The organism is Pantoea sp. PNA 03-3, assembly GCF_003201175.1.
GTDB lineage: Bacteria > Pseudomonadota > Gammaproteobacteria > Enterobacterales > Enterobacteriaceae > Pantoea > Pantoea stewartii.
In genome coordinates this window covers 232,827-246,106 of record NZ_QICO01000003.1, presented here as the reverse complement: position 1 = coordinate 246,106, position 13,280 = coordinate 232,827, and the positions used below count along the sequence as shown (strand labels likewise).

The 13,280-nt window shown below is 53.2% G+C and carries 10 protein-coding genes; all 10 read right to left on the bottom strand.

Going from position 1 to position 13,280, the window contains the following annotated elements; all coding sequences use genetic code 11:
- Nucleotides 1–13: 13 nt before the first annotated feature.
- The 10 genes from tssE to C7433_RS10950 all read right to left on the bottom strand — a co-directional run bounded on the left by tssE (nucleotide 14) and on the right by C7433_RS10950 (nucleotide 13,280).
- The gene (gene tssE, locus C7433_RS10995) at nucleotides 14–466 is read right to left on the bottom strand and encodes a type VI secretion system baseplate subunit TssE (RefSeq protein WP_039339773.1); all 453 of its coding nucleotides are present in this window, start codon (nucleotides 464–466) and stop codon (nucleotides 14–16) included.
- Complete coding sequence (tssJ, locus tag C7433_RS10990; protein ID WP_110268326.1) at nucleotides 459–995, bottom strand: type VI secretion system lipoprotein TssJ; 537 nt, start codon at nucleotides 993–995, stop codon at nucleotides 459–461. Before tssJ ends, tssE begins: the two co-directional genes overlap by 8 nt.
- Nucleotides 976–2,079: a type VI secretion system baseplate subunit TssG gene (gene tssG, locus C7433_RS10985; protein ID WP_110268172.1), complete on the bottom strand. Its 1,104-nt coding sequence runs from the start codon at nucleotides 2,077–2,079 to the stop codon at nucleotides 976–978. Before tssG ends, tssJ begins: the two co-directional genes overlap by 20 nt.
- Nucleotides 2,034–3,797, bottom strand: coding sequence for a type VI secretion system baseplate subunit TssF (tssF, locus tag C7433_RS10980; protein ID WP_110268171.1), 1,764 nt, complete (start codon nucleotides 3,795–3,797; stop codon nucleotides 2,034–2,036). Before tssF ends, tssG begins: the two co-directional genes overlap by 46 nt.
- A gap of 20 nt (nucleotides 3,798–3,817) precedes the next feature.
- Nucleotides 3,818–5,413 carry a type VI secretion system protein TssA gene (gene tssA / locus C7433_RS10975; RefSeq protein WP_110268170.1) on the bottom strand — a complete coding sequence of 532 codons (1,596 nt, stop codon included), beginning with the start codon at nucleotides 5,411–5,413 and terminating at the stop codon, nucleotides 3,818–3,820.
- Nucleotides 5,413–8,859 (bottom strand): ImcF-related family protein, encoded by a 3,447-nt coding sequence (locus C7433_RS10970; RefSeq protein ID WP_233255782.1) that lies wholly within the window; start codon nucleotides 8,857–8,859, stop codon nucleotides 5,413–5,415. The genes tssA and C7433_RS10970 overlap by 1 nt, the downstream gene beginning before the upstream one ends.
- A 2-nt stretch (nucleotides 8,860–8,861) precedes the next feature.
- The gene (locus tag C7433_RS10965) at nucleotides 8,862–9,968 is read right to left on the bottom strand and encodes a hypothetical protein (RefSeq protein ID WP_146212560.1); all 1,107 of its coding nucleotides are present in this window, start codon (nucleotides 9,966–9,968) and stop codon (nucleotides 8,862–8,864) included.
- 2 nt (nucleotides 9,969–9,970) lie between these two features.
- The gene (locus C7433_RS10960; protein ID WP_369974381.1) at nucleotides 9,971–10,240 is read right to left on the bottom strand and encodes a PAAR domain-containing protein; all 270 of its coding nucleotides are present in this window, start codon (nucleotides 10,238–10,240) and stop codon (nucleotides 9,971–9,973) included.
- Nucleotides 10,241–10,581: 341 nt separating this feature from the next.
- Nucleotides 10,582–11,673 (bottom strand): T6SS immunity protein Tli4 family protein, encoded by a 1,092-nt coding sequence (locus C7433_RS10955; protein ID WP_039339783.1) that lies wholly within the window; start codon nucleotides 11,671–11,673, stop codon nucleotides 10,582–10,584.
- Nucleotides 11,670–13,280 (bottom strand): triacylglycerol lipase, encoded by a 1,611-nt coding sequence (locus tag C7433_RS10950; protein WP_110268168.1) that lies wholly within the window; start codon nucleotides 13,278–13,280, stop codon nucleotides 11,670–11,672. Before C7433_RS10950 ends, C7433_RS10955 begins: the two co-directional genes overlap by 4 nt.

Here is a 13,280-nt window from a genome sequence, read left to right as displayed (position 1 = left end):
ATGTTAACAGGCCTTACAGACGGGTTGTTGTATCGAGATACTGTTGTTGCTTCAAATGCCTCAGCAGGACCCGACCTTCGGGCATAAACGCGGTGCCGTAGCGCACGAGGCCAATGCCCCTGAGTTCGGCGTCAATCGCATAACGCAGCTCACCCGGAACATTCTGCTCCTGCAGGACAACCGCTATCTTTTTCAGCCGGGGTTCATATTTGAGCAGAACGGCAGATAAGGTGCCCATCAGCTCATGAGCCGTTCCCGGCATTCCCTGAAGGATTCGGGTCATATCCGGCAGACCGTAATCCGGCAGGTGCGCCAGTGTGCCGGCGCGACAATTGAGGATACGCTGCATATTGTCCAGTACTGACAGAATGGCCTGGTTCTGCTCGCTGACCTGATGAAGGTCGAGGCCGCCGGTGAAGTTGCCATAAAGAGCTTCATACAGTGAAGGTCGGGATGACTCACTCATCTTTTATTGCCTTCAGGGTGAGGCGGTTGTTACCGGCCTCAATCACCCGGGCTTTATCCGGATCGAGATCATCACGGCTCAGCACCACCCGCCAGGTGTTGTTCACCTGGTCCGGCGACATGAACATCCCGGCCACCGCCACATACTGCGCACTCTCTTCCATCGGCACATCAACCGTCACTGCCCCGCCCGGCTGCAGGCGGATATCTTTCTCAGCTACCAGATCTGCTTTAATGGCCTGGCTGTCTGCCCTAAACAGTGACGGATAGTCCGTGCTGTCGAAGGTGTTACGATCTTTAAGCTGGTAAATACGCACCACCGTAGACAATGCCACTCCGCCTGCATTACTGTTGATGGCTTCACGGGCGCGGATATCCAGATGCAGAGTCTTTATCTGCTTATAAAAGATCGATTTGGTCACAGCAACGGTGCCGTCTGTCACTTTTTGCGTCAGCCCGCAGCCCGCCAGCATCAAGGTGATACCAGCGGCCAGCGCAGCCAGGGGAAATTTACCAGCGGTAATCGCCATGTTCATCGGTCTCCCTGTGGTGAATATTTTCCTGTACCCGCTCATAGCGGCCCAGATTAATGGTGATTGTTTTTGGGTGTGATGCGGTCTTAGCCGCATTCAGCGATCGCATCACGGCAGTGCGGCCCAGTTGCACCGCCCCGGCATTGGGTTTACTGCTCATTGTCGCGCCCGGCAGCAGGCTACGGTCGACGCACAACTGCAGGCGGACATCGAGGCGGGAGCCAAGGTAGACATGCAGCAGCGCCATTAAATCCGTGTGAAGCTCTCCGCCCGGTAACCAGCCCTGCACTTCTGCCGGGTCAGTGGTGGTCAGACGCATCAGCACCTGGCTGTTCACGTCGGTGGCATAGTTGCCCATTACCGGACGGCTGGTCAGGGTGACGGGTTGCCTGACACTCATGATCAGCGGCTTCTTTAGCGGTACACGGCGTTTATCGTGGTGCCAGATTTTTGCCTGTGTGTTGGGTGCCAGCAAGCGCACCAGCGAAGCCATGCCTTCTGCGGTACGCCCCGGCAGCAACATGACCGGCAGTAGTGCCAGAAAGCGCGAAGCCGGGGTCGCGATGCTGTTCGTGCAGCCGTCAATCCCAAGTCCGGCTAGCCCCAGCAGATACTGCGAGGTTTTGTCCTTACCGCCTTCTTCAAAAGTCGCCGGATAGGAATATTTACGCCAGATACGGTAGTACTGGGCAATCAGCCGGTGGTTGAAGATATCGAGAAAACCGGCGGTGGCTTCAAACCCTTCACGCCGCTGGGTAATGTCATCAATGTAGTGCGTCGGCAGCGGCGATTCCACGCCGTAGAGCCCCATAAAGGTGATGCGCACAGTCGGCGGCAGATGCGGATGCTCTGGCGGCTCAATCCCTTTGATTTCAGATGCAGGAAAGCCCATTCCCGGATCGGGCCGGAAGCGCACCGGCTCATGTCGTACCTGCCAGGTGCTGCCCGTGACCGGTTTATCCGGCTGGCTCTGTTCCAGTATCTGGCAGAAGCGATAAAAGTTCATGTACGGCAAGTTCTGCCGCAAATGCTCCATCAGCCGGGCAGGCGTGGACTGTGATTCTCTTTCCACCGGATGCATTTTCCTTCTGGCTGTACGATGAGGGTGAGCTGGTTGAACTGGTTCATATCGGCATACAACGCAAAAAACCGGTTAAGCATTTCACCGAACAGATGAATATCACCCTCACCGGTGAAGCCGTTGCTGTCGATGGTCACTTCGATATCCAGCCCCCGAAGCAGGTAGCCCTGCTCAAAACGTTGCAGGCGGTGGTGTCCGACATGCTGAATTGCTTCCAGACGACGGGTGTTCAACTCGTCCTCCTGCCAGTTATAGAGCGCCAGCGTCCCACGCAACACTTCGGCGGTGCTCATCATGTTCAGGAATCCGGAGCCCAGGTGGCTCAAAACCCGCCAGTGGAAGCGGTCTTCAGAAGGCGGATAGACTGGCAGCGTTGGTTTGCAGAGGTTGCGTACTGAAAGTTGTGTACTGACCACCTGCTCACAGCGGTCAAGCAGCGTACTCTGTAGCGCACGGCGCGGCAGCTGGCCGTTGGTGCCGGTGATTTGCAGCGACACGGCTTCACGTTCAAACAGGCGGTCCTCTTCCCACTGTTGCCCCCCAAGGATAAGCCAGGTGTCATATAACCCGGTCACGCTGCGCTTCACGCGGGTGTGGTAGTAACGGGGTGGTGCATAACGGCGCATCATCCCGCCCTTGTGCCTGAAGCTGCTGAACGGCACATACTCTGCATCACTGGTCCGGTTTGAGCCAGTGACCGAATCCACCGAATAAATCTCGGTATGTCCGTCCTGCAGACGTTTAGGACGCAGCAGGTACTCGCTTTCAAGCCAGGTAATGGTGAGCGGGTCGGCTTCCAGCGTGAACAGGTTGATCACCGGCACACAGTGCAGGCGAACCGCGTCTTCGGTGACCGGCAGGTCTGATGGCCACGGCGTGCTGAACACGACTTCAATGTCGAAATACTCTGCCCCGGCAGGCGGCGTAATGCCGTTCAGGCCGTTGAGATGGACAAACATAAACTTGTCGCGGAAGGTGAAGTACTCCAGCAGCAGCTGGTAGCCGCTGAATGCCGTATCCCCTTTCGGCCACAGCCCGTCTTCTTCCGCAAAGCCCCCCGGCGAGAAGTAGCCGTCAAGACGAATACGGTCAGTCAGGCCCGGCAGGCGCATATAGAGGGCTGCCTGGCGTTTGGTCAGCATCAGGTGCAGCTGGCTGCTGACCGGCGCATCCGCTCCGAGATACAGGCTGAGGCGACTGAGGTCGGCACCGGACCAGTCGGCCTGCCTGCTGCAGGCAAAACGCATCCGCAACAGCGAACGCCCGTCAGGCTCAGTGGTCATGGTCACTCCTGAGATATTCAGCGGATTCAGCATAACATCGCGGGTGGTACGATAGCGGCAGACCGTGTTTTTCGGTCCCACCGGGCGGGAGTACACTTCCAGGCCCGCGGGCATCACTTCCGCCATCTTTACGGCCTGAAGCGCAGGCGTGAATGCCACTACCGAGAGTGACGGTATGGTACGCAGGTAATGTGGCCAGAGCATACTGACCAGCCCTTCGGTCAGTTCCGGCAGATCATCGTCAATCTTCTCCCGCAGCCGCCCCATCGAAAAGGCAAATCCTTCGAACAGGCGCTCTACATACGGATCAGGCGTACCGGCCTTATCGAGGTCGAGCATCGCCGCCCGGTCCGGGTAGGTCTGTGCAAACTCTTTGGCGGCTTCACGCAGGTAGCGTATTTCCGCGTCGTAATAACGCAGGGTCAAATCTTCCATTTATTTCTGTTCCTGTGGATTTAACCGCAAAGCACGGCGGCACGAGCAGGATCGACTGCAATCAGCCCGGCAAGTAACTGGTCCATTACTGGTGTAAGACGGACCTTATCAGCCTCGCTGCGGCCAGCTTTCAGGCGCAGGAGTTTCAGATGGCGGGCCTGGACTTCAAACAACAGCTCAGGCTCCCAGTCACTGAGGGTCACTATACGGGCACGCTCACCCAGTTCTGCAAACAGGTGCACCGCCAGGTCATTTTTACCGTACTGCTCAGCAATACGGCCCATCAGCAGGCGCAACAGCCACTTCTGACGATGGGTGGTCATGCCCGGCCGGGTCTGCAACCAGCCCAGCGCGGCATCCGGGCCTTCGCTGTCGGCCAGTGCCGCGGCTTCCGGTTCCAGCGCCAGGATGTCATCGTTACCGGCGGTGATCGGAGCGGCAGGGGTCTCATTGCCCCACCCGCCGACGGTGTCCAGCACACTCTGCCGGATCCAGTTCAGGGTCACTTCGTCCGCAAACGGGGTACCGTCACTGAACGCCAGCGTCTCCAGCCCGGACAGGCGCGACAACAACCCTCTCAGGTCGGCAGCAATAATGTCAGCCAGGGTGTCCTGACCTGATTTCATCAGCGCCTGGTGGATATACCACTGCAAATCCAGCCACAGGTGATTGGCACCGCGGGAAAATGTGCTGTCGGCCGTTTCCAGCATTTCTGCCCAGTTCTGCTGCAGGTAGAGGCGTTTGAGTAACGCACGCTGATCCGCCCGTGGCGGTTCGATGCGGGTACGCCCCTGTGCATCCGGGGCCGGGATGGCTTGCAGGGTGTCGTGACGCAGGCTCTTCATCAGATGGTGTGCTGACAGCCAGCCGTCCGGCTGCTCGCGCAGATATTCAGTGAGGGTGCGGGCCTGGGCCAGCAAATCCTGACCGGAGGTGATCCGCCCGATAGCCGGGGCATCGCTGCGGCAGGCAGCCGAAGGGGTTTCACTGGTGCTGGCGTTCTGCGGCACCACCGCATTAACGCCGCCCGCTTTCTGCAGACGACTTTCCAGCGCGCCGTATAGCGCATTGAGTTCAGGACGGGTTTCATCCGGATCGTTTTCGGTAAGTTGTGCTATCAGCAGCAGCGCACCGGTGGTCCGCATCGCATCGATCCTGACCACTTCCGGATACAGGGAAAGCGAGTCGGTCATACGCGGCCCGGCCAGCCATTCCATCGCTGCCTTACGGCTGCGGTCACGCTGCGGGTGCAACTGCGGTCCAAAGCGCTCCAGCAGACCAGCCAGCAACTCGAGTCCTTCGGCCAGCCCCTGCTCACCTTCGCGGTGCAGTTTCGCCCAGCAGTAGTAGGTCGCCACACGGATATCTTTGGCGGTCGTGGTCAGCAGCTTCTCTGCCAGCCGGCAGATGAGTTCGGTATCCGCTCCGGAGAGTTTGTTGACCTCTTCGCGCATCTGCTGGAAGTCATCGTCATAGCCCGGATCTTCGCCAGCGGGCGATTGCCCGGACAGCGGCTGCAGCCATCTGTCCCACTGCGCCACACGCTCACGGGTTGCTACAAGTAATGCTTCCTGTTCTGTCTGGCAGGCACTGAGTAAGGCATTGAGCGTGCTCATCAGTAGACCTCCTCTGCATCACTGTTCGTACTGGCGACCTGGTCTGACGTTGCAACTTCGGTGGTGCTGAAGATGGTTTCCGGCAGACGGAAATTACGCAGCTTCAGCAGCGCCAGCGGACCTTCTCCCGCTTCGGTACGCAGGGTGTAATTGAGCGTACGACCGTCCTGTGCCTTCCAGCTCAGGCTGTAGCTGCTGCCCACGCCCGGATAAGCCTTGACCGCAGCCTTATCGAGCAGGCGTATCCAGCCCCAGGCACCCGGAATATCGGCGTACTGGCGGGTGCCCGCCTGCGTACTAATCCAGCTAAGATTGGCCCCCGGGGCTTCAGTATCAGCAGGCCAGGTGAAGCGCTTCCATGCCGGCATCTGGTTCACGTAGGTCAGTTTCTGGCTGTCGATAATCATGTCGGTCTGCATCACGCCATCCGCCGTGCCCGGACGCAGCTCAAAGTTCATCCTGGCATTGCCTTCCGTGAAGGCCACATCCGAGATATGACTCAGGGTGTTGATGGCCTTGAGGAATACCGGGTTAAAGGAGAGGCCTTGCGAGTTAATGCTGTCCGGTACCCAATGGTTGCCCTCTTTGTGCAGGACGCCTTTGAGGCGGATCTGCAGGAACCGGGCGATACGTCCGGAATCCGCATTGAGGTATTTGGCCAGCAATGGCAGGGACACATCGCTGCTGGAGTTATTGAACGGATAGCGTCCGCCAAAGACACTGTTCCATTCACTTACCACTGTCTGCTGCCACTGGGCGTTGAGGCTGCCGGCGGCCGGGATCAGAACTTGCTGCCAGGCCTGCTCCATCGGAGTTACAAACACCGTTCGGCCAAAGCCGCTCCACTCCTGCCCCAGACCGGCGGCAATCAGGCTGCCGTAGTCGCGGGTTTCGGTCAGGTCAACGGCTTTACCTTGGAATACGGTCTGGGCGATGGTCTGGGTCATGGCCTGCGGGTCAGCGGCATTGGTCACCTGCTGCAGGCGCAGACGCACCTGGGTGACGCGGGTCAGGTACGACTGCAAACTCTGGGCCTGCGTGCCGGTACGGCTTTTGTCCATCAGTGCCAGCACCGGGCCAAAGGTCGCATCCAGCGGACCGTAAACGCCGGCGTTCTGGTCAATGACATCTTTGTTGTCACCACCGAGCAGATTTTTGGCTGATTTCACCAGCGAATCCGAAATGGCTTCACCGGTCTGACCGGTACGCCCCTGCACATTGAGAGTGTTCATCAGCGCCACCAGCGGTGACTGGCGCACGTCGGCCATCAAGGTTAACTGGTCAATGGAATCGGATAATGTCGTGGCACGGTTCCACCGCAGGCTGTTGAGAAACGACAGCCAGGCCCTGCCAAAGTCAGCAAAGTAACGCGCGGTCAGTTGTTTCTTCAGCGCCTCCGGCGAAGTCTCATCCTGCGCCTTCACCGACTGCTTACTGTCCGTGAGTACCCAGTCAAGCTCATCCCGGCGGGCCTTTACAACTTTATCAATGGCGGGCTGTACGGCCTGCTCCCAGGCCTGACGGGTGAACATCCCCGGGACTATTTCGCTGGTAGCGAACAGGCGGGCCACATCGGTATCGCCGGTCATGTCTTCGAGGCGCATATCCACATACAAATTCGCCACCTGCGAGAGCATCTTCTGGTACAGGGTCGATTCACTGTTACGCACGCCCATCAGGCGAACCAGCAGGGAACGCGCCTGGCTGACCATGTTTTCATCAGCTCGCAGTTTCCACTCAGGATGTGTGACCAGTTGTGCACCATAAAACGACAGCAGTGACGGAGCCACGCCTAGCCAGTTACCGTCTTTCACGCCGTCACGCTTCGGCCAGTCCTGAAGCAGCACCGTGCTAAACCAGTCACCATCCATATGCTCAGGACGCGCCAGCATCAGGTAAAGTTTCAGCTGGTCATAGGTTGCTTTTGCCCTCTGCTCGCGCAGCGGGCTATCCGAAGGCAACGCGTTAAAGGCACTGACCTGCTTCTGCAGATGGTCTGCAGCCGCATCGCGTAACAGCGGCAACGCGCTGTCCTGATAGCGTGGCCAGAGTGCGGCCAGCAGGGCGTTACTCTGGCTCAGCCCGGCCTTTTCGTACCAAGGCACACCATGCTCAGAACGGTACTGCAGACGGGCCAGCGTTTTCTGGAGTTCAGACAGCGCGTGCAGGCGCAGCTCCAGCGGCTGATTCTGTCTGGCGGCAAGTGCGGCCTGGGCATTCGCACCAACAATCTGGCTGCGGTTGGTGACATACGCGATGCTCATCCACATAGCCCAGCTCACCATCGTAAGCGCAGCAGCAGATGCCATTACCTTGCGCCATGGAATACCGGGCTTGCGAGGACGCAGCCCGGCAGGAAGCGTCCGGACTGATTCAGGCAGAACATCCCAGCGCTTATCCATGCCCCAGTGGTGCGGCACAGCGCGTTCTGCACCGGCTGAAGGCTGACTGAACACCACACCGGCCAGCGGCAGCGGGCGATACGGATTGAGCATCACCGACAGCGGTGCGGTCACGCTTTCCGGCTCACGAATAAGCTGCTCGGCAAGGGACAGTAGGAAGTTGTGTTCCACATAATTACAGGTCTGCTGCACTCCTTGCGAGATCAACTCCGGCGTCAGGGCTGCAAGCTGTTCTGTTAACCCCTCAGTACGGCACCCGGCGGGCAGCATGCAGCCTGTCGCCTGCACAATGCGACCTTCCGGTTTACCGGCGCGCGGATGCAGGGACCAGACGTAAATGGGAAGTTTCCAGCCAAGCTCATTCATGCGGCTACTGATAGCATGAGACAGGGAATCCATGCTGCTTTCAGAGGGAACCGGTAGCGGTTGCTCCAGCCCCGGCGCTGAAAGCCTATCAAAGGCTGAGGTGACCCATACCAGACCATCCACCGGACGACGGCGCAGCTTACGCAGTGCGCTCAGCCAAGCGCTGTCGGCTGAGGTATTGAGGTCTCCGCCCCACAGCAGTAATGTTCCGCGATCTTCCTGCCAGAGCTGGGTGGTGAGGCGAGGGGTCAGCAGTTCCACCTCTGGGGCGGTGCCGGTTATCACCAGGATCCGAATTCTACGAAACCACAAAAAACCGTAAGTGGATCTAAGCTGCTGTCGCAAATCCCTGAGTGACAAAACGCTGGAGGAGACAGCTTCTTTCTTGATAGAATAATTATCTTTACGATAATTAATATTCTCAGGGCTATAAATGAGCTGAGCCTTTCTCTGCTTTCTCTGCAACCAGAATGGTGAAGCAATGGCACACAGCAATAACGCTGAAAATACGCATCCCCAAATAAACCATGCTTTGCGTACTGTGATTCCATTAGCAATAACGCGATCCTGATTCAGAAATAACAATAATGCACATATCCCAGCAAGGCCAATAATCAATATGACATACCCAGTAATGCTGTAATGTACTTCAACTTCAGGCGTGGGTTTTCCTTCCATCATTAAAATAGCTCCCGGGTGATCAGACAAAGTGAATATACACCTTCCTTTTGCTGAAAAATAAGCAGTTGCATTTCACCTGTATGGACTGCTGCATCTACCATCAATGCGATATAGACGGGAAACGACAATGGCCCGTTAGGACCGAATGTATGGTCGAGTGAATAACAGGGCTGTTTTGGTGGCAATTTCCACTGTTGCGCATCAGCATACTGGGCAATTTTTGTCCGGTTTTTACCATCTATGCCCGCCAGCCATACATGAAACAAATCATTATAATCTACCGAGTTATATTCAAACAAAATGTCCAGTTCTTTCATTACATCATTCGAAGACAAGACCCTCCCTAGCCCGGCTAGTACCGTCAACTTACATTGCTCAACCAAGGAAGGAGGGGCAATCAGTTGCCCGGAAATGAACTCACTAAATTTTTCCGCTTCCCCTTCTTGCCAATCTTGCAGACAAAGCAAAAGAACTATACCATTCTGTTGAACGGCAGATTGTATTTCCTCAAATGAGTCTACATATTCGGGATAAAGATCCCATTGTTCATTGACAGCCAGACTTATCTGTTCCTCACGGCGTCGGTCTGTAATCAATACTTTCACTGAATACAGACTATTCCTGTAACCAGAACATTGTTTCTCTAGCTGTTCATCGACATACTTTAATCGGTTGGGTAAATCAGAAATTGCATAAGAAAGCGGACGTGCTTTTTTTGGAAATGCAGGTATATCAGCATAGTTTCCCAGAAGAACCTTTACCCCTTGCTCTTCGGGTGCCATCACAATATTACCCACAATGAGCCATTGTTTCATGCACCAACGTTTCCAGTGTGATTTTGTTCGTTCAGTTTCATTATTCCATAGTAGAGCATTGTTAATGGATTGTTCATAACGATGCCAAGCGCTCCCAAAAAGACATAACCACAGAAAAAATGCAGGTAGCGCACCATAAAGAAAGACATGCTCGTAACGGGTTTCTCTACCAATAAACAGATTCAAGGCTATCCCTGCCACCAGCATCATTAAAAATCCCCTCCCCCATTTTTTAAAATCAGGACGAGGTAGAGATTGTTTTTTCTTAATATCAGGGACAGGCCATGACATAATTATGACTCAATACTGTTTTCAATGTGAGAACTGATAACCCGACAACCGCATTCACAAAGACAGCCATCTACAACAATGGATATTCCTTCTTCGGTTGCCGTGGGTTCGCCTTCTATAATACGATTTGTGCCATGCCCTGGTATTGGACAGGATATGAGATCATCGACAAGCGCCACCTGAATCCCATTAATAAACATCGAAGAAGAAGCCGAAATGACTTTACCGCCATGAGTGGTGGCATCGCCAAGGCAAATTAATGCTGGCATAATATACCTCTGTCATTTACTTTAAATCTCAGCCATTCGATAGCAAAATGGCATCTCCGTTTACTGAATCAGATAGTCTTCTGTTTCTTCACTATCTTCAGTCAGTCAAATATACCCTATCAATAAACAGACTATAGAAATCACGAAAATTAGAAGCACGGCAAAAAGGAAGCAGAAACGAGCGGGTTTATAAAGCACCAAATAATAGATTGAACACAAAGATAAAAAGGAAATAAAAAAAGCAACCCAGCCAATTTTTCGTAACAACTCAGCCACACCCTCATGCAATAAAAAAACACCAGCCACACGCCCCATATATAAAAATCAACACAAACTACTATAAATCACTTTTGAAACGCTCCCGGGCGCAACCTCAGCGTACTAGTAATTTTCTCCCAAGCGCTTACCGCTTCATTTTCCGATAATTGGTTATTACCTGACAGGCCTCGTTGTAAAAAACTGATGTACATCCATGGAGAATTATCCTGAATGACATTCTCATTTGCATGAAAAACAAAACGCAGTCCTTTTTCATCATTATCCATACTTCCGAAAACCAGCCATTCCTCCGTATAAAGACTATTTATTTCCCGCTTTCCCTTTTGAATGGTTCGGCCTTCTGCTGCTTTTATGTCTTTATTCACCTCAGCACTTCTGTCCAGCATAGTGTCATCTGTTTTATTAAAATTATCCGTCGAAAAGTCAAAATCAGCACGAGGATATTTATCTGATGTGTATGTTACATCAATCTCTTCTTTATTCTTTACAGCACCGTCAGCAATAAATATTTCCGGAAGACAAAACCCTGCTTGCTGTGGTATTTCCGTATCTTTTTTACCTGATATCCTTTTCAGCAACCGAGTCAACTCAGCCAGTCTATTTGGAACAGAGTTCCTATAAACATCTGGAGTTTGCTTTCGAAATTTATCATATCTTGGCGACAAACCGTTTTCAGCTTCCATAGCCACCTCTACAGCAATACCATTTGTGTATAAATGGGCTTCGAGTATGCGAGCAGCATCAGGCACTGAGCCACTTTCGTTTCTTTCAAAAATAACCCCGACCATCCCTGCCGGTAATGGATAGACCTGTTTAAGATAAGGCATATCCTGCGGATCAACTGTTTTCTCCTGCATTAAGGCCTCTTCCCTGAGCCGGATTTTCTGCTCGAATGCCGGGCGATAAACCCTTTTTGTTTTTACAGATGCATTATTGATAAAAGCCAGAACATTATCACTCGTGACCGAATATGATTTAGGCATATCAATCAGATAGCGGCCGACACAGCGGGTCGTCATCTCATCCAGAAACGCATTCACCATATCATTCTCCTGCGCTGTTAGGTTTATTTTTGGTGGATAACCACCGAATGAGTAATAGCCAGATAAACCTGCGGCCACCACAAATATCATCACGAAGTATTTTTTTAGTTTCATGAATAAGCCAGCGTCGTTTGTTTCACATTCTGGATAATTTTCACCAACGCCCGAAGTGTGAATTGCTGTGCCAGCGTGTTTTGATAAGCGGGTTCGTGCGGTACAGAAACAGGATAACGTGCCTGCAGATAATGTTCTGCAATTCTACCTGAACGCTCCGGCACAGTACCATCGCCCGCTTCTTTGGGGGGGAGCAGTTTCCAGGTCTGATATATTCCCTGTGCCCATCCTTTTCCGTCCAGTGGGGTTGAGGCACTACGACTGGTTGAGTTTTCGGTTTTATCCAGCCCCCGTCCCTCCTCCGGTCTCCTGCTGCGCCCATGGTTCATCCACTGTTCTATCACGGGTGTTTTTGACTGCCAGACGATCTCACCGTACGAGAGAAATGATGGCTCAGCACTGTAAAAGGCATAGGTATTTGAATGGTATTTTCCTGAAAGCCCTTCGATGAATGGCCTTACATCCCCTTGAATAATTTTCGTATAACTGAACCATTCCTTATCATAACCCATATTCGCTGATTTATTTCCCGGATTAATAAATTGCTCTTCACATAACCCCCACCATTTATCCCTCTGCAGATAAATTTCGCCATAAGGCTCTTCCTTGGGATAGAAATGCACATCCTTCCCATCAATTATCTTTAGCCATCGCATACCGTAATCCAGCCCTGGTAGAAGCTGCATCGGACCAGGGGCCTGTGATAGCACGGCAGTCATGGCTTCCGCATCTCCTCCCAGAACCTGCGAAGTTGCCCATCCCTCAAGGCTTCCTTCCGGGTATTCCGTCCCTGCTTTCATCCTGCGGTAGGTGGCTGCGGCTCCCAGCGCGGGCATCACTCCGTGTATTACGCCCAGCACTTTCGTTTCACCTCCCAAGTTCTGAGTGTAATGGCGGGCAACAAGTCCTCCCATTGAATGCGTAATCAGAACCACTTTTTCACATTTTCGCCCTTTCCCTTGGTAAAACTGAATTATCTCTTTGTCTATTTCAGTTGCCAGAGCTTTGGCTGAATCCGCATTCGACTGAAGCCAGTTATATCCCACCGCAAAGACTGGATAAACATATCGGTAAGTTAAATCAATCTCTTCCTGTTGCAGAGAAATATCTCCCGCATCCATAGCTTGTATGCTGGTCAGAAGTTTACTGCGTTCTCCCTTTGCTGAGGCCTCAAAATCATTCAGTTCATCCTGCAACCAGGAAAGAAAAGGGGCATAGCTGGTGTATGCCACGCTCCCCCAGCCCCGCTCCCGGCGGGTTTTCAGCAGAAAGGTTTCGTCTTTTTCATCAACCTTACCGCTATTATCTACTTTGGTTACTAACGGATCGAGTTTCTTTTTTCGAGTATTAGCATTTACGCCAAACCATGTGCGAGCAATGCCGGCCATGCTGTCAAGGCTCCAGATTTTCTTGCCATTTTTGCGATTGCTTTTAAGGTTACTCCCCATTACCCCAGGAATAAAAATAACCGGTATTATCCGATCCGGATACACAACACACTGCTGAACAAGATCGCTCCCTTTCGGCTGGCTATGCAGATCATAATGCGCATTTCCCGCCTTATCATATGTTGGGTAAATTTTTATTACATTGTCAGCATTCATCAT